12 protein-coding genes are annotated in these 17,675 nt (G+C 41.1%); 1 reads left to right on the top strand and 11 read right to left on the bottom strand.

Annotation, left to right across the window (positions count from 1 at the left end):
- Positions 1-18: 18 nt before the first annotated feature.
- From ACT3S9_RS07335 to ggt, 5 genes are all read right to left on the bottom strand, one after another.
- Positions 19-738, bottom strand: a complete 720-nt coding sequence (locus tag ACT3S9_RS07335) for an SIMPL domain-containing protein (protein ID WP_441833792.1) — start codon at positions 736-738, stop codon at positions 19-21.
- 194 nt (positions 739-932) lie between these two features.
- Entirely contained in the window at positions 933-2,207 is a 1,275-nt protein-coding gene (gene ltrA / locus ACT3S9_RS07330; RefSeq protein ID WP_086960535.1) for a group II intron reverse transcriptase/maturase, read from the bottom strand.
- An 829-nt stretch (positions 2,208-3,036) separates the two neighbouring features.
- Positions 3,037-4,311, bottom strand: a complete 1,275-nt coding sequence (gene ltrA / locus ACT3S9_RS07325) for a group II intron reverse transcriptase/maturase (RefSeq protein WP_086960535.1) — start codon at positions 4,309-4,311, stop codon at positions 3,037-3,039.
- A gap of 786 nt (positions 4,312-5,097) precedes the next feature.
- Entirely contained in the window at positions 5,098-6,792 is a 1,695-nt protein-coding gene (locus tag ACT3S9_RS07320; RefSeq protein WP_441834801.1) for an NAD-dependent malic enzyme, read from the bottom strand.
- A 192-nt stretch (positions 6,793-6,984) separates the two neighbouring features.
- Positions 6,985-8,754, bottom strand: a complete 1,770-nt coding sequence (gene ggt, locus ACT3S9_RS07315) for a gamma-glutamyltransferase (protein WP_441834800.1) — start codon at positions 8,752-8,754, stop codon at positions 6,985-6,987.
- 86 nt (positions 8,755-8,840) lie between these two features.
- Here ggt and rrtA point away from each other — a divergent pair, with 86 nt between their 5' ends.
- Positions 8,841-9,434: a rhombosortase gene (gene rrtA, locus ACT3S9_RS07310; protein WP_441834799.1), complete on the top strand. Its 594-nt coding sequence runs from the start codon at positions 8,841-8,843 to the stop codon at positions 9,432-9,434.
- A gap of 24 nt (positions 9,435-9,458) precedes the next feature.
- Here the strand turns inward: rrtA and ACT3S9_RS07305 are convergent, their stop codons facing one another.
- The 6 genes from ACT3S9_RS07305 to ACT3S9_RS07280 all read right to left on the bottom strand — a co-directional run bounded on the left by ACT3S9_RS07305 (position 9,459) and on the right by ACT3S9_RS07280 (position 17,669).
- Positions 9,459-11,951, bottom strand: a complete 2,493-nt coding sequence (locus ACT3S9_RS07305; protein ID WP_441834798.1) for a prolyl oligopeptidase family serine peptidase — start codon at positions 11,949-11,951, stop codon at positions 9,459-9,461.
- Positions 11,952-12,056: 105 nt separating this feature from the next.
- A complete protein-coding gene (locus tag ACT3S9_RS07300) occupies positions 12,057-13,211 on the bottom strand; it encodes an endonuclease/exonuclease/phosphatase family protein (protein WP_441834797.1) in 1,155 nt (384 codons plus the stop codon).
- Positions 13,211-14,143: a YeiH family protein gene (locus ACT3S9_RS07295; RefSeq protein WP_441834796.1), complete on the bottom strand. Its 933-nt coding sequence runs from the start codon at positions 14,141-14,143 to the stop codon at positions 13,211-13,213. Before ACT3S9_RS07295 ends, ACT3S9_RS07300 begins: the two co-directional genes overlap by 1 nt.
- 147 nt (positions 14,144-14,290) lie before the next feature.
- A complete protein-coding gene (locus ACT3S9_RS07290) occupies positions 14,291-15,439 on the bottom strand; it encodes a 5-(carboxyamino)imidazole ribonucleotide synthase (RefSeq protein ID WP_441834795.1) in 1,149 nt (382 codons plus the stop codon).
- 1 nt (position 15,440) lies between these two features.
- Entirely contained in the window at positions 15,441-15,923 is a 483-nt protein-coding gene (gene purE / locus ACT3S9_RS07285) for a 5-(carboxyamino)imidazole ribonucleotide mutase (protein WP_441834794.1), read from the bottom strand.
- 159 nt (positions 15,924-16,082) lie between these two features.
- The gene (locus tag ACT3S9_RS07280) at positions 16,083-17,669 is read right to left on the bottom strand and encodes an ABC-F family ATPase (RefSeq protein WP_441834802.1); all 1,587 of its coding nucleotides are present in this window, start codon (positions 17,667-17,669) and stop codon (positions 16,083-16,085) included.
- Positions 17,670-17,675: the final 6 nt, after the last annotated feature.

Raw genomic sequence — 17,675 nt, 5'->3', positions numbered from 1 at the left:
TCTAAAATCAACGTGTAACTATTTATCTTCAATTAGATAAATAGCATAACTTGATGCAGTAATATTTATTTCACCTGCATGATACGCGTCAGGTACGAATCCACCACTGGCAGTGTCTTGCAGCATCGTTTTTTCAGCGCGCATATAAGGCTGCGCTCCTGAATTCAATGGGCTAGATGATACGCTATATAGCCCTTTTAACTCCACATCATAGTCATCAGCTAACTCTTCTGCGGCTTTTTTAGCATCAGCAATCGCCATTTTTTGAACTTGTTTTTGTAAGGCTACTTCACGACTTGAGGTAAACTGGGTTTGCTGTATTTCATTAATGCCTGCATCCACTAAATTTTGTAATAGTTGTGGGTACTTATCAACCTCGTTAAGAGTAAATGTTAAACTGCGCCCCACTCTGTATCCGTTAAAGTCTTGCGTTCCCATTTTACTATTATATTGCGTGTCTCGGTTTATTTGGATTTGCGCTGCGTTAATCCCTTTTTTATCTACGCCGGTTTGTTTAGCAATTTTTATGGCTTTGGCCATGGTTTGATCTGCTTTTTGTTTTGCAGCCATTAAATTTTTATCTACTTCGACAATAGCAACTCTTAGCCGAACATTATCAGGTACGGTAGTAACAGAAGCTTGTCCCTGTATATAAAGATGTGGAGCATCCGGTGTACTTGCCGCAAAACTATTAAAAGTCATTGTAGATGCTAGTATTGTCATCGATAAAGTACGCATTAATTAATTCCTTCTTGAATCCATAATAATTTCTATTGCTAGGCCATAGTAAACACCTTAGCGGGTTAATTCGCAATGAACAATTTATTAACTATATAAACATCGAGTAGGGTGAGGCTTATGCCTCATCCCTCTCACAGAACCGTACGTACGGACCTCGTATACGGCTCCTGTACCCTTCACATTTTATCAACTTATTTCCTAAACGCCGATAAAGCAAGCCATCCCGTATTCACTTTTTCTATTGGATATAAACCAAGCTCCTCAAACCATTGGTTTGGCATCGATACACAAGATAAAGGGCTTAGTGAGTTACGCCACGAGTTCATCTTAATGAACTTAAACGGTGGCTTTTTTCCTAACTGCTTTAGTCGTCGATGTAGCCTTGATGGCTTCTTCCACAACCTCAGCTGTATTGCCCTTAGTCTTCGTCTGATCCAACCTGCCAAGGCTTTTAGCTCTCGTTTACAATTGGCTATACTAAAATAATTTACAAAACCGCGCACAACTGGATTTAGCCGTTTTATTACTTCTGCTAAATTTATGCCGCCGTTACGTTTTGTTAATTGCTTCACTTTTTGTTTAAACCCGATGAGTTTTGATGCTTGTATCCGTGTCCACTGGCTACCTATCTCTACTCCCAAAAACTTCACTCCTTTGCTGCTATGAGCAATATGGGTTTTATTTTGGTTCACGGTTAATTTCAAGTCTCGCTCTAGTATCTGGGTGGATGCCTTAAGTGCTTCTTGCGCTGCTTTTTCTGTGCTGCACAAAATCAAGATATCATCTGCATACCTCACTATTCGGTGATTACGCTTTTTCATTTCTTGATCGAAAGCATCTAGGTAGATATTGGCCAATAACGGGCTAATTACGCCACCTTGTGGGCTTCCTATCGTACTAGCCTCCCAGTGTTCACCTATCATTACTCCGCTTTTTAAGAACTGATTAATCAGTTTTAAAATACTACCGTCCGTCACTTTGCGTCTAACACTCCTAATTATCAAAGCATGATCAAGCAGGTCAAAACACTTCGACAAATCCATGTCTACGACCCAGTCGCGATGGTATTTACGGATAAATACACTTGCTTTACTGATAGCGTCATGACAGCTTCGTTTCGGCCTATACCCATAACTCGATGGGTGAAAGTCGATGTCGAATATCGGTTGGAGTATGTTCAATAGTGTTTGTTGCACTATTCGGTCTCGAACTGCGGGGATACCTAGCATTCTGACACCGCCATCATCTTTGGGTATTTCCACCCGTTTGACAGGTTGTGCCCTATATTGCTTGGTTTGCAGCTCAAGTTGCAGTTGTTTTAAGTTTGCTTCTAAATTCAGGGCGAATGCGCCTACGGTCTGCCTATCTATTCCGGCCGCTCCTTTAGCTGCTTTCACTTTTTTGAATCCCTTGTACAGGTTATTAATGTCTAATAATTGTCCGTACAAGCTGTAGTAAACTGTCATTTTCTGCCTTTGCTTGCGGTATGTCTGCTCGTGTCACTCTACTTATCGCTGATTCTTCATGATGACATTAGGTGTGCTAGCCTTTTTTGGCAATCTGCCTAAGTGGTCAGTCATTACTCCATTGCTCGCCCTTCAATTCTCAGCGTCTACATTCCTGTTTGGCCGTCATATTTTGGCTATTTCCGTCGAAATACTTGTGAGCCGATAAACAAAAGTTCCCGTCTTTCATACGCTTAAAGAATACTTCCCCCCTTCGCAATCAATTAAAGCTTTTGGCTAAAGTTGACCCCATCAAACATAATGTTGATGGTCGGCTTGGTTTTCCCCTCCACACCATTACTGGCTTTCATCGGCCTAGCCTTACTCACTACTACGGGTTCATCTGCCACCTCACACCGACACTAAATCTTGGCTTTCACCTTGAATTTAGGCCACTTACTCTCATTAAGTTTAGATGCCAGGCTTCCCCAGTTACTGCACTGGCTCCCTGTTAGAAATCCCACCCTCAAGCACAGTATTGGTCTGACTAAGTATAGGGCGTTGCGCTATTTTGCACGCTGACCCACCAATACTGCCGAAACAGGTTACGGTTAGTTGTGTACCTCTAACTTCTTATGGCTTCCTTCAGACCCCACCGTTGGCCAGTGACGCCCTTGCCATTCAGATTATCTTCCCCTTAGTCAGGGTGATAAGGCATCTTTCAGCCTATCGGGTTTGCCAGCTTCGCTGGGCAAACATCGAGTAGGGTGAGGCTTATGCCTCATCCCTCTCACAGAACCGTACGTACGGACCTCGTATACGGCTCCTGTACCCTTCACATTTTATCAACTTATTTCCTAAACGCCGATAAAGCAAGCCATCCCGTATTCACTTTTTCTATTGGATATAAACCAAGCTCCTCAAACCATTGGTTTGGCATCGATACACAAGATAAAGGGCTTAGTGAGTTACGCCACGAGTTCATCTTAATGAACTTAAACGGTGGCTTTTTTCCTAACTGCTTTAGTCGTCGATGTAGCCTTGATGGCTTCTTCCACAACCTCAGCTGTATTGCCCTTAGTCTTCGTCTGATCCAACCTGCCAAGGCTTTTAGCTCTCGTTTACAATTGGCTATACTAAAATAATTTACAAAACCGCGCACAACTGGATTTAGCCGTTTTATTACTTCTGCTAAATTTATGCCGCCGTTACGTTTTGTTAATTGCTTCACTTTTTGTTTAAACCCGATGAGTTTTGATGCTTGTATCCGTGTCCACTGGCTACCTATCTCTACTCCCAAAAACTTCACTCCTTTGCTGCTATGAGCAATATGGGTTTTATTTTGGTTCACGGTTAATTTCAAGTCTCGCTCTAGTATCTGGGTGGATGCCTTAAGTGCTTCTTGCGCTGCTTTTTCTGTGCTGCACAAAATCAAGATATCATCTGCATACCTCACTATTCGGTGATTACGCTTTTTCATTTCTTGATCGAAAGCATCTAGGTAGATATTGGCCAATAACGGGCTAATTACGCCACCTTGTGGGCTTCCTATCGTACTAGCCTCCCAGTGTTCACCTATCATTACTCCGCTTTTTAAGAACTGATTAATCAGTTTTAAAATACTACCGTCCGTCACTTTGCGTCTAACACTCCTAATTATCAAAGCATGATCAAGCAGGTCAAAACACTTCGACAAATCCATGTCTACGACCCAGTCGCGATGGTATTTACGGATAAATACACTTGCTTTACTGATAGCGTCATGACAGCTTCGTTTCGGCCTATACCCATAACTCGATGGGTGAAAGTCGATGTCGAATATCGGTTGGAGTATGTTCAATAGTGTTTGTTGCACTATTCGGTCTCGAACTGCGGGGATACCTAGCATTCTGACACCGCCATCATCTTTGGGTATTTCCACCCGTTTGACAGGTTGTGCCCTATATTGCTTGGTTTGCAGCTCAAGTTGCAGTTGTTTTAAGTTTGCTTCTAAATTCAGGGCGAATGCGCCTACGGTCTGCCTATCTATTCCGGCCGCTCCTTTAGCTGCTTTCACTTTTTTGAATCCCTTGTACAGGTTATTAATGTCTAATAATTGTCCGTACAAGCTGTAGTAAACTGTCATTTTCTGCCTTTGCTTGCGGTATGTCTGCTCGTGTCACTCTACTTATCGCTGATTCTTCATGATGACATTAGGTGTGCTAGCCTTTTTTGGCAATCTGCCTAAGTGGTCAGTCATTACTCCATTGCTCGCCCTTCAATTCTCAGCGTCTACATTCCTGTTTGGCCGTCATATTTTGGCTATTTCCGTCGAAATACTTGTGAGCCGATAAACAAAAGTTCCCGTCTTTCATACGCTTAAAGAATACTTCCCCCCTTCGCAATCAATTAAAGCTTTTGGCTAAAGTTGACCCCATCAAACATAATGTTGATGGTCGGCTTGGTTTTCCCCTCCACACCATTACTGGCTTTCATCGGCCTAGCCTTACTCACTACTACGGGTTCATCTGCCACCTCACACCGACACTAAATCTTGGCTTTCACCTTGAATTTAGGCCACTTACTCTCATTAAGTTTAGATGCCAGGCTTCCCCAGTTACTGCACTGGCTCCCTGTTAGAAATCCCACCCTCAAGCACAGTATTGGTCTGACTAAGTATAGGGCGTTGCGCTATTTTGCACGCTGACCCACCAATACTGCCGAAACAGGTTACGGTTAGTTGTGTACCTCTAACTTCTTATGGCTTCCTTCAGACCCCACCGTTGGCCAGTGACGCCCTTGCCATTCAGATTATCTTCCCCTTAGTCAGGGTGATAAGGCATCTTTCAGCCTATCGGGTTTGCCAGCTTCGCTGGGCAAACAAAAAAACAGGCCAAAATAGCCTGTTATTTTTACTAACTGAGTAAATTGATCAAATACTGCAACGTTTATAGTTACGGTATTTCGGTAGCCAATAGTTACGGTCAATAGCAGCCCAAAGCATATCATCACTTATCTCAAGTGCGACGCCTTCTTCAATAGCTTTTTTAGCAACAGCAAAAGCTATACGCTTACTAAGTGTTTCAATTTCAGCCAAAGCAGGCAATAAACTACCTAAACCAGAGTTTGCAAGCGGTGATGACTCGGCCAGCATTTCACTAGAAACCATCAGCATTGCATCAGTAATTCGTTTCGCTTTGGCGGCAATAACTCCTAAACCTATACCCGGGAAAATATAGCTATTATTGCATTGTGGTATAGGAAAAGTTTCACCGTTATATTCAACCGGTGCAAATGGGCTACCTGTAGCTATCAGTGCTTTGCCGTCCGTCCACTTAATAACATCTTCGGGCAATGCTTCGACTTGCTTTGAAGGGTTGCTAAGCGGGAAAATAATTGGTTTTTCACAGCCATTATGCATAGCCCGGATAACTTGCTCGGTAAATAAACCAGGTTGACCTGACACCCCAATTAAAATATCCGGCTCTGCGCAATGCATTACATCTAATAGAGAGGCGTATTCACCACTGTAAGTCCAATCGGTAAGTTTATCGGTAGGTTGTGCCAATGATTGTTGGAAATCACGAAGTCCGAGCATACCGTCTGTTAATAAGCCAAAACGATCGACCATGAATATTTGACTACGCGCTTGTGCATCCGTTGCACCTTCAAATACCATTTGACTAACAATTTGTTCAGCAATACCACAACCTGCAGAGCCGGCACCAACAAAAACTACTTTTTGGTCGCAAAGACGCTGATTTTTAACTCGACATGCGGCCAGCAATGACCCTACGGTAACTGCAGCAGTACCTTGAATATCATCATTAAAACTACAAATCTCGTTACGGTAGCGCTTTAATAATGGCATTGCATTAGGTTGAGCAAAATCTTCAAACTGGAGTAATACGTTTGGCCAGCGGCGTTTCACGGCTTGAATAAATAAGTCTAAAAATTCATCATATTCGTCTTGGCTAATACGCTTGTGCCGCGCGCCCATGTACATCGGATCGTTAAGTAGCTTCTCGTTATTGGTACCCACATCAAGCATCATTGGCAGCGTATACGCTGGGCTAATACCACCACAGGCGGTATAAAGCGATAGCTTACCAATAGGGATCCCCATACCACCAATACCTTGATCCCCAAGGCCTAAAATACGCTCGCCATCAGTTACCACAATAACCTTTACTTTGCCTTTTGTAGCATTGCGTAAAATATCATCTATATGAAAACGGTCTTCGTACGAAATAAATAAGCCTCGAGCACTACGATAAATATCTGAAAACTTCTCACAAGCGTCACCTACCGTTGGGGTGTAGATAATCGGCATCATTTCGTCGATATGATCGCGTACTAATCGATAGTATAAGGTTTCGTTATTATCTTGAATTGCACGCAAGTAAATGTGCTTGTTTAAGTTATCACTAAAGCTTGAGTATTGCTGATAGCAACGTTCGACTTGTTCTTCGATGGTTTCAAAGCGTGGCGGTAAAAGCCCCGCTAAATTAAAGTTTTCACGTTCTTGCTTGCTAAATGCGCTGCCTTTATTTAAAAGAGGAGTCTCAATTAAACCAGGGCCTGAATGATGGATATAAAGATAGTTCGGATCGGTTTTTGTAGTCATAATTCCAAGCTTAACGATGTCTTGTATGTGTGATCTGTCATTATTACTGCCTATGATAAAAATGCAATGACATTCAATCTTGTCAGACCAATTGAAAGTTAAAAAAGCACGCGAAATATCATCGCATAGAACTTAATTATACCTGATTACAATAGCTTGAACCAGCGTCAAGCTATTGCTTTACTGTAGGTACTAGTTAGTCGTTTTTTGTTCACTTAATTCGCTCAGCGCGACCCCTTCACGACGGGGATCTGCCCCGCCATACAGCTTGCCATTGATCACTTCTACACTGTGTAAGCCTGAATTTAAATCGACAATACGCACAGTGTGACCCCGTTTACTAAGTGCTTTAGCGGCATTAACAATCTCAGTAGCTTTTTCAAGGCTAGTGTAATTATTTCGATTAGTGATTCTAGGCAAATCAATCGCTTGCTGTGCACTCAATTTCCAATCTAGTACACCAATAACCACTTGTGACACATAATTAATTATACGACTTCCACCAGGAGAACCAACCACAAGGCGTAAGCTTCCATCTTTATTAAATACCATTACCGGTGACATTGAACTGCGCGGGCGTTTACCTGCTTCAACACGGTTAGCCATTAATTTTCCGTTTTTGCTTGGTGATAATGCAAAGTCAGTAAGCTGATTATTTAAAATATATCCATTGACCATAACGGTTGATCCAAATGCCATTTCTATTGAACTGGTCATCGACACCGCATTACCGTCGCTATCCACAATGGATACATGACTTGTTGAAGGGAGTTCATAGGCATCGTCTATTGCGTAGCTAAGTTTTACTCTTGGCTCACCGGCTGTTGCATGGGTGTCTTTTTCTGTGATTAATTGCGACCGCTGTTTAATGTAGTCAACTGCAAGTAATTCTTCAGTGGGAATATCAGCAAAAGCAGGATCGCCCATATATACGTTACGATCGGCAAATGCCAGACGCGAGGCTTGCGTAAAATAATGCAGAGCTTGCTCTTCATTTGGCTGATACTGAGCCATATTTTTTTCTTCAAGCAAAGCGAGTATTTGTAATACCGCAACTCCTCCACTACTTGGTGGTGCCATAGAGCATACTTTGTATTGATGATAAGGCGTACATACTGCATCGCGTTGCTGACTTTGGTAGTTTGCTAAATCGTTGAGCGCAAGCTTACCGGGTACAACCTGTGAATTTTGTACCGCATGAACCATTTGTTTAGCGTTACTTCCTTTATAAAACGCATCAATGCCCTGTGCGGCGATATCGCGGTATAAATTTGCTAATGGCGGGTTCTTTTTAAGCGACCCAATAGCAATAGCTTTTCCGTCAGGAAAAAAGTAATCGCGGATAACAGGTAGCTTAGTCACTCCAGGGTTTATCTGCTTAGCAAGTAATGAGTGTAGACGTGGTGATATCACAAAGCCTTGATCGGCAAGTTTTATTGCTGGCGCAAAAAGCTCTGCCCACTCAAGTTTACCGTATTGTTTATGTGCGCTTGCAAAAGCATGTAACACACCAGGCACACCAACTGAACGTCCACCGACAACTGCTTCAATCCACTTTACAGCCTTACCGTGTTTATTTAAAAAGAGTGTTTCGTCAGCGTTACTTGGCGCGGTCTCACGGCCATCAAAGCTAGTTAACTGCTGATTTTTTTTATTATAGACCATCATAAATGTGCCGCCTCCAATTCCCGAGGATTGTGGCTCCACTAAGGTTAATACCAGCTGCGTAGCAATAGCAGCATCAACTGCGCTACCGCCTTTTTCAAGTATCGTACGACCAGCTTTTGCGGCATATGGATTGGCGGCGGCTACGACATAATCGTTACCCATCACTTGATGTTTTATTTGATGGCCGGTAGCGGCTTCAGGTTCACGAACTTCGCGAGGTTGCTGCGCTGTATTTGCAAGTAAAGTACAAGAAAAGAAGCTCAGCGTAATAAGGGGGTTTAGTTTACAAAGCATAGGACTATTTATATTAAGCAATCATATTGGCATCTTAAAGTTAAACGGGCACAATATGCAAAGTTTTGCTTTAAAATAAGAACAAAATGTTCAATCTTCCATTGCAGCCACGTTATATTTTACCGCCATTGTGCTTAATGTTAATAAGTACACTATTTGCTTTGTTGCAATTAAATGATGTTCTAGAGTTTAACCGCTCACTTGTTGAAAGTGGCGAATACTTGCGTATCGTATCTAGTCAATTTGTACATGCTAATTGGCCACATTTAGCGCTGAACTGTGCGGGCATACTACTCATTTGGGCTCTGCACGCAGAGCACACTACACCGCTTCGTTATACTTTTAATGTTTTGTTTTTAGCTACTTGGTGCGGCCTCGGTATAACGCTATTTTGCCCTGATATAAAGACTTATACGGGCTTAAGTGCGCTGTTACATGGCGTAATTATTTGGGGTGCTGTTAAAGATATTTGTATCGGCTATCGTACAGGCGTGCTTTTATTTATCGGCGTATGGATCAAAATACTATTAGAACAAATAAACGGTCCTAGTGCAGATATAGTAAAACTTATTAATTCGAACGTGGCTATTGATGCGCATTTAATTGGCGCTATTGGTGGCTTGTTATTAGCGTTACCCTTATTAATAACTTACTTTAGATCAAAAAAAACGCCAAGCTAATGCATGGCGTTTTTTGTTTGCTTTTTAAAGACTTTCTTTAAATAACTTATAAATGCGACGATATTCATCTAACCAGCTTGAGGGCTGCACAAAACCATGTGGCTCGACTGGAAAAATAGCCGTTTCAAAGTTTTCTTTTTCAAGTTCAATTAAACGTTGTACTAACCGTACTGAATCTTGAAAAAATACATTATCATCAACCATTGGCGCGTTTATCAATAAGCGATTTTTAAGTCCCTCAGCAAAATAAATCGGCGAGCTTCGCTCATAGGCAATCGGATCAACATCTGGGTGGTTTAAGATATTTGCTGTGTAAGGACCGTTATAGTGTGCCCAATCAGTTACAGGACGAAGCGCAGCACCCGCTTGGAATAGATCAGGCTCGGTAAATAGTGCCATAAACGTCATAAAGCCACCATAAGAACCGCCATACGTACCTATTGAGCCCGTATCAACATTAGCGTTTTGTTCCATCCAGCTAACACCATCAACTAAATCCTGTGTTTCCGGAGTGCCCATTTGGCGATAAATCGCAGTACGCCAATCACGGCCATAGCCTTTTGATGCGCGGTAATCCATATCCATGACTACATAACCTTCAGAGGCTAAGAGTGAATGAAACATAAATTCGCGAAAGTAAGCAGACCAACCCATGTGCGAGTTTTGTAAATAGCCTGCCCCATGGTTGAAAATGACTGCTTTACGGTTTTTACCACTTTCACCTTCAACGTAGTCCGCTGGATAATATACTTTTGCATAAATAGGTTGCTCAGTATGACTCGATGGCACAGCAACAATTTTAGGGGCAATTAGCTGTTTAGCTAAAAACTCATCAGATACCATATTCGTTAGTTGCGTCGCTTGCGTGTTCGCTTTCGCATCAGCAACGTATAACTCTGGCGGCGACATTATTTTTGAATGAGTTAATAACAGCTTGGTTTGATCTGGACTTAACTGATAATCGGTCATGCCGTTTAGATCAGTCACTTGTTGCGATTCACCATTATTTGGATTCACACGGAAAATTTCGTATAGGCCAGGATGCTCAACATTGGCTTTATAATAAATTGCACTATCGTCATCTGCCAGCGTTAAATTAGATACAACAAACTGACCTTTAGTTAGCTGTGTAGCGTCTGCATCTAATGGCTTTTTATAAATATGACTATAACCTGTTTCCTCAGATAAATAATACAAGGTGTCGCTATTATTTAACCATCCAAAATCATTGTAGGTGTAATTAACCCAGGCATCATCATGTAAACGGTGCTGCGAAACAAGTTCATTACTTGTCGTATCTACAGTTGCTAACCAGCGATCTTTATTATCCCAAGCCTCTAGCATTAAAGCCACTTGGCTACCCTCATCATTCCAAACAATGGCGCTTTGAGACCACCCCCAATCCATTATTAGGTTGATAGCACGAGGCGCTTCTTCAGATTTATACGTTTTACCTTCACGTTTATAGTTTTCTTTTTTTACAGCAGCAAGTACGTCTTCGTCATAGCCGGGTAAAGTATCAAATGAAAGTGTTTTTTTACTTTGGTTTTCAAGGTCGATATAAATAACTTCTGAAGTGATTGGCTTTTCATCAGCAACACGACGACGTGCTTTTTCAGCTTTAACACCGGCATCTGCTTTTATATAATTTGGCATAATATCGGTATCATCACGCCATAGACGCTTTTCAGTTACTACGACAACTAACGCTTTACCATTTGGTGAAAGCTGTACATCAGCGATTTTATTGCCTTCACCCAGATAAAATTGCGCATTGGCAATTGAACTGTTTTTCTCATTAATTTGCTCTTTACGTGCTTGTTTATCTTTATTATTTTTATGAGTAAGCGCAATATAGTCAATCAGCTTATGTTGTTCTTTGGCAATATAAGTAGAGGGCTCTTGGATACCCTTTGGCGCATTACTTAAGTGTAACTTTACCAGTTCAATTTGTTGGCCTGTTGCAAGGTCAACTTTATAAAAAGTATTTCCTTCACGAAACGCTAAACTGCCGTCATTTAAAAACTGTGGCTTTGATTGCTTGGTACTGTCTTGAGTAATTTGTTTAATTACACCTGTTTGACTGTTTTTGACAAAAATATTGCCTTCAAACTCATAAGCTTGTTGTTTTTTATCTCTAGAATAGACAGATTTTTTTGCACCTAACGTATGCAATTTATTAAGTTCAACTTGCTCTGCTTGCTTCGAATCTATTGCTTGACTAAACAAGTCATATAATTCATTACCTTGCTGCTTACGTGCATAAATAATTGTGGCTGAATCCGCAGCCCAAAAAGCTTTTTCTGCTTGGCGACCTAACCAGTCTGGATGAGCCATTGCTTGTTCGAGGGTTATTTCTGCTGAGCCAGTATCTGCTGGGGTGGTAACTACAGAGGCAACATTTGCTGTAGGTTGCTCTTTAGTCGTTGAGGCGGTAGTTTGACAGCCTGCTAACATAAAGCTTGCTGCAACGCTTAGCGCAACGAGCGTTTTATTAGCCGTAATTGGTAAAGTCATAATGCTTCTTTAAGGTAATTATAATTTCCCTAATTTAACCAGAAGCAGCTATGTAATAGCAATTATTTCAGACAGACAGCCAAACTTTGCTGTTTAATAACCAAGTTATTTTAGTGAAATATCTAACCACACCATGCGGTGATCAGATGAAGCATTACGATCTTTAATTAATCTAAATAATTCACTGTCTTTAGGTGGCCAAAAAACCCCGCCTTGGTGAATTTTTATCCCTTCTTTTGAAGGGAGTACATAATCTACGCGGGCTTGCCAAAAAGCGGTATAACGTGCGCCATAGCTCTGTGGGTAACTAAGTTTAGCCCCTTTACTTTGTGGTGCATAAGTGGCATTTATTAACGGGTGCTTTAATAATTGGTCAGTTGTATCTGGGCGTTTTTTATCCCCTTCAGGAGCGGCATTAAGATCCCCTACAACCACGAATCGAGAATTAGCCTTTAACCCCCCATGCACGCCTTTATCATCATAAAGGTAATCAGCGTTTGCAACATAGTCTGCTATCAAACGTACTTCATCATGGTTTCGAATGCCATTTCGATCTTCTTCGCCATCAAAAACGGGGGGCGTTGGATGGGATGCAATTAAATGTAGCGTTTTACCTTTTATAGAGATTGGTATATCCCAAAATGATTTTGAGCTCAGCCTTAACGCTTGCCACTCTTGTGCTGAATACCAGTTATCTCCTGTTTTGGGATCTACAGGGACTCCCGCATTAGGCATATCTTTATTTTTAAATTTTTGTAATGTACGCACTTTACTTACATCAATGGGAAAACGAGAAAGTACAGCCATACCATAATGGCCTTCAAAAAAACCAAAGCCTTGTGCATCTGCTTTTATGCCAGTGTTTTTGCCATTATTATCAAGATCAAATGCGGTAGCCAGCCCAGTATTGACCGGAGCAATAAACGTATAAGGGTAATTTATCGTGGGTTGCTTTTGTTGGCTAACCTGTAAGTAGTGATGTTTAAAATAATCGATACCGCTACTTTGCTCAATATAGTCAAACTCATTAAGTAAAATGATATCTGGACGTACGCGCTGGATAATCTCAGCTATATTTCTGATTTGCTGATGGTCTTCTTTAAGCGCTGTAGATAGCGAATCAGCTTTAATCTCTTGAGGATTATTAGCATAATTAGTGGCATCCATACTAACATTAAATGTTGCTACACGGATGCTATCAGCTGCAAAACTAGGATTAGTTATAAATAATGCAGCTAATATTGAGTAAGGTAATTTCATTAGATAAACCCATCTAAAATAAGAAGTAATATGACACTACTGACTACTATCCATAATAATATAGCCATTATAAATGGCTTTATCCCGGCATTTTTTAAAACATGCAATGATAAGCCACTACCAATTAAAAATAGCGTCATCACTAACAGCTCTTTAGCCAGAACATTAAAAACACCCCAAACTACATGATAGTCAGGCAAGTAAGTATTGATCAATGCAGCAGCTAAAAAGCCAACAATAAAAAGCGGAATACTGGCCTTTTCATCAGAGCGCCAAAACATGCCAGCCAATGACGTATAAGGAATTATCCACATCGCTCTGGTAAGCTTAACCGTCGTGGCAATGCTTAGAGCTGCTGCACCATAAGTAGCAGACGCTCCCACGACACTACTGGTATCGTGAATAGCAAGCGCTGCCCACATACCAAATTGCTCTTGGCTCAATTCTAAATAATGGCCAATACTTGGAAATAACAGTAAGCCAACGCCATTAAGTAAAAATACAATGCCCAGTGCAACCGCAACTTCATGATCTTTTGCTTTGATAACGGGTGCCATAGCAGCAATGGCACTGCCACCACATATCGCCGTACCAAATGAAATTAACACACCCGTATTACGGTTTAGCTTAAATACCTGCGTAAGTATTTCACCTAAACCAATAATGGCAGTAATACTGACAATAGTTAGCACTAAAGAGCTACGGCCAACTTCTATTACCTGATTAAAATCAACCGAGAAACCTAATCCCACAACAGCTAATTTAAGCATCCATTTACTGGCCTTTTGACTTAGCTCTGTAAATGGGTTGCCGATCGTTAAAGCAAATAAAGCACCTACGATCAAGGCTGTACCTGATCCAACTATTGGTAACGCACAGAGTAAGAATAGGCCTATAAATAGTGGTTTTTTAATCATATTTAGGTTAGCCATTTTACACCTAACGTTTAAACTCGAGTAACACAATATGCTACAAGTGTAGTCACAAAAATGAGGGAATATTTTGCGTTTGCATATTTCTTTTAATTTTTAGCACGGTAACGTTGTAATAAAAAACCGAGTTAAGCTCGGCTCTTTCTATTAGTTAAGAGTTAACGCTTTACTAGTGGCCGCAACTCCGGGGTAATCTTTTTCTAGAAGTATCTCAGCCATTTCAGCTAACCGCTCACCTAACTGATGTAGATTATTTGCTGAAACATTTATATGGCCCATTTTACGACCAGGCTTAGCTACTTTGCCATACCAGTGACTAGTCACATCGGGTGTAGTCAGTACATTTACTGGAATGCTTGATTGACCCAGTACGTTTATCATTGCACTTACTCGTTGAAGCTCAGTATTACCAAGAGGTAAACCCGCAACAGCACGCATATGATTCTCAAATTGAGAACAGTGAGTACCTTGTTGAGTCCAATGTCCTGAGTTATGAACGCGAGGCGCAATTTCATTAACTAATAGTTGCCCTTGAACATCAAAAAACTCAATTGCAAGCACACCTACATAATTAAGCTCGTTAGCAAGCTTATTAAAGGCGTCTTGTGCTTGGTGCTCAATTGTCCATTTTTCTTTACCTGCAACTGATAACGTAAGTACACCATTAGTATGCTGATTTTCGGTAAGTGGATAAATAGCCGTATTACCGTGCTTATCTCGAACACCAATTATTGAAACCTCCCGATCAAACGGGATCATCTTTTCAGCAATAATAGTATGCGGGGCGGCGTCGGTACCTGAGGTTATAAAATCGGCCATTTCAGACCAAATTTGTGGTATTTGATCATCCGACTTAAGACGCCACTGCCCTTTGCCATCGTAACCAGCTTGACAGGTTTTAATTACGAGAGGCTTGCCTAGTTTTTCAACAGCATCAATAAGATGCTGCTTTTGAGTGATCAACTGATAAGGCGCACATTCAACATTCGTTTTATCAAGTAATGCTTTTTCAAGCGCGCGGTCACCTCCGGTTTTAATTGCGGCTTTACCAGGGTAAAACTTATTACTCTCGCAACAAAGCGTTAGTACATCATCCGGTATGTGCTCAAACTCAGCAGTAATCGAATCAGCTTCAGCAATAGCTTGTTGTAAAGTTGTGCTATAAACCTCTCCTGTCAACGGATGCATAATTTTTTTGCTGCCGACATCATAAGCAACCACATTTAAATCTAAAGGCGCGCCAGCAAGGCTCATCATTCGTGCAAGTTGTCCTGCACCTAAAATTAAAATATTCATATTATTCTGCAGGATTTGGGTTTGCTAAAATTGTCTCAGTTTGCTCTTTACGGAATGCTTCAACTTTGGCAAAAAGATCAGGTTGCTGACAACCTAAAATCTGTGCAGCTAGTAAGCCCGCATTTGCAGCCCCTGCTTCACCAATAGCCAATGTACCTACAGCAACGCCTTTTGGCATTTGGCAAATAGACAATAATGAATCAACCCCATTTAAGGTTTTTGATTTTACTGGCACACCTAATACGGGTAATGAGGTAAAAGCTGCGGCCATTCCCGGTAAGTGAGCAGCGCCGCCAGCACCTGCGATAATGACTTTAATACCGCGTTCTGCAGCAGAGCTTGCATAGTCAGCTAATAATTGAGGAGTACGATGCGCTGAAACAACTTTGGTTTCATAATCAATACCAAACTTTTCTAGCATTAACACCGCATGTTCCATGGTCGGCCAATCTGATTTAGAACCCATAATAATGCCAACAGTCATAAATACTCCTCAGTAAATAAATTTATAAAGCAATTGCGGACTTTTGTCCTTATTTAATGGCGAGCATTATACACGGATAACTAACCAAAGTGCGACTTTCAGGCAATAAAAAAGCCATGACATACATGGCTTTTAGTAAATTACAAACGGTTAAGTCGTTCAGCTTTCTTTAGATGCTAAGTACTCAGAATATGTACCACTAAAATCAATTACTTTACCATCTTTAATTTCCCAAATGCGGGTCGCTACAGATGAAACAAATTGGCGGTCATGAGAGACAAATAATAAAGTGCCTTCATATGCTTCTAAAGCTAGGTTAAGTGCTTCAATTGATTCCATATCCATATGGTTTGTCGGCTCATCCATCAATAAGATATTTGGCTTATGCATCATAATTTTACCAAACAACATACGGCCTTGCTCACCTCCTGAAATTACCTTCACTGATTTTTTAATATCGTTTTGTGAAAACAACATACGGCCCAGGAAGCTACGTACAACTTGTTCGTCATCACCCTCTTGTTGCCATTGCTCCATCCACTGGAACAAATTCATATCTTTTTCAAAATCACTCGCATGATCTTGTGCGTAATAACCAATGTTTGCATTGTCAGACCATTTGTACTCACCTTGCTTAGGCGCTAATTTTCCAGCCAGAGTATTTAATAATGTCGTTTTACCAACACCATTTTCACCAATGATAGCAATACGTTCACCCACTTCAACAAGCCCTTCAAGGCCTGAGAATAACGTTTCTTCAAATCCTTGGCTGAAGTTAGTTATTTCTAATGCGTTACGAAATAGCTGCTTTTCTTGTTCAAAGCGTATAAATGGTGTTTGACGTGAAGAAGCTTTAACTTCATCTAATTGAATTTTGTCTATTCTTTTTGCTCGCGATGTGGCTTGTTTAGCTTTTGAAGCATTAGCAGAAAAACGTGAAACAAACTGTTGAAGCTCGGCAATTTGATTTTTCTTCTTAGCGTTTTCACTGAGTAAACGTTCACGCGCTTGAGTTGCTGCAAACATGTACTCATCATAGTTACCTGGATAAATACGCAGCTCACCATAATCAATATCTGCCATGTCCGTACAGACCGAGTTTAGGAAGTGACGGTCATGAGAAATAATAATCATCGTGCAATCACGTTGATTCAATACATCTTCAAGCCATTTGATAGTATAAATATCTAAGTTATTGGTGGGCTCATCAAGTAACATGATATCTGGATCTGAGAATAATACCTGTGCTAACAGCACTCGTAATTTAAAACCCGGTGCTATTTCAGACATTGGGCCAAAATGCTGTTCAGTGCCAATACCAACACCAATTAACAACTCACCCGCTTTTGCCTCTGCCGAATAACCATCCATCTCAGCGAACTCGGTTTCAAGATCAGCGACTTTCATGCCGTCCTCTTCACTCATTTCAGGTAAGCTATAAATACGGTCGCGTTCTTGTTTAATGGCCCAAAGCTCTTTATGCCCCATGATCACTGTATCAATAACCGAATACTCTTCATAAGCAAACTGATCTTGATTAAGTTTTGCGACACGCTCATTAGGATCAGTACTAACATTACCCGCTGATGGCTCAAGCTCGCCGCTTAGGATTTTCATGAATGTGGACTTGCCACAGCCGTTTGCACCTATTAAACCGTAACGGTTTCCTTCACCAAACTTAGCAGAGATATTTTCAAATAAAGGTTTAGCACCAAATTGCATGGTGATGTTAGCTGTACTTATAATAGCGGT

It is taken from the genome of Pseudoalteromonas sp. AOP31-A2-14, from assembly GCF_052378035.1.
In the GTDB taxonomy this organism is placed as follows: domain Bacteria; phylum Pseudomonadota; class Gammaproteobacteria; order Enterobacterales; family Alteromonadaceae; genus Pseudoalteromonas.
The sequence above is the reverse complement of the archived record's forward strand: the minus strand, read 5'-3'. Positions and strand labels throughout refer to the sequence as shown.

Coding starts and splice junctions, on each gene's coding strand:
- ACT3S9_RS07335 (WP_441833792.1), bottom strand. CDS start 738: ATGCGTACTTTATCGATGACAATACTAGCATCTACAATGACTTTTAAT.
- ltrA (WP_086960535.1), bottom strand. CDS start 2,207: ATGACAGTTTACTACAGCTTGTACGGACAATTATTAGACATTAATAAC.
- ltrA (WP_086960535.1), bottom strand. CDS start 4,311: ATGACAGTTTACTACAGCTTGTACGGACAATTATTAGACATTAATAAC.
- ACT3S9_RS07320 (WP_441834801.1), bottom strand. CDS start 6,792: ATGACTACAAAAACCGATCCGAACTATCTTTATATCCATCATTCAGGC.
- ggt (WP_441834800.1), bottom strand. CDS start 8,754: ATGCTTTGTAAACTAAACCCCCTTATTACGCTGAGCTTCTTTTCTTGT.
- rrtA (WP_441834799.1), top strand. CDS start 8,841: ATGTTCAATCTTCCATTGCAGCCACGTTATATTTTACCGCCATTGTGC.
- ACT3S9_RS07305 (WP_441834798.1), bottom strand. CDS start 11,951: ATGACTTTACCAATTACGGCTAATAAAACGCTCGTTGCGCTAAGCGTT.
- ACT3S9_RS07300 (WP_441834797.1), bottom strand. CDS start 13,211: ATGAAATTACCTTACTCAATATTAGCTGCATTATTTATAACTAATCCT.
- ACT3S9_RS07295 (WP_441834796.1), bottom strand. CDS start 14,143: ATGGCTAACCTAAATATGATTAAAAAACCACTATTTATAGGCCTATTC.
- ACT3S9_RS07290 (WP_441834795.1), bottom strand. CDS start 15,439: ATGAATATTTTAATTTTAGGTGCAGGACAACTTGCACGAATGATGAGC.
- purE (WP_441834794.1), bottom strand. CDS start 15,923: ATGACTGTTGGCATTATTATGGGTTCTAAATCAGATTGGCCGACCATG.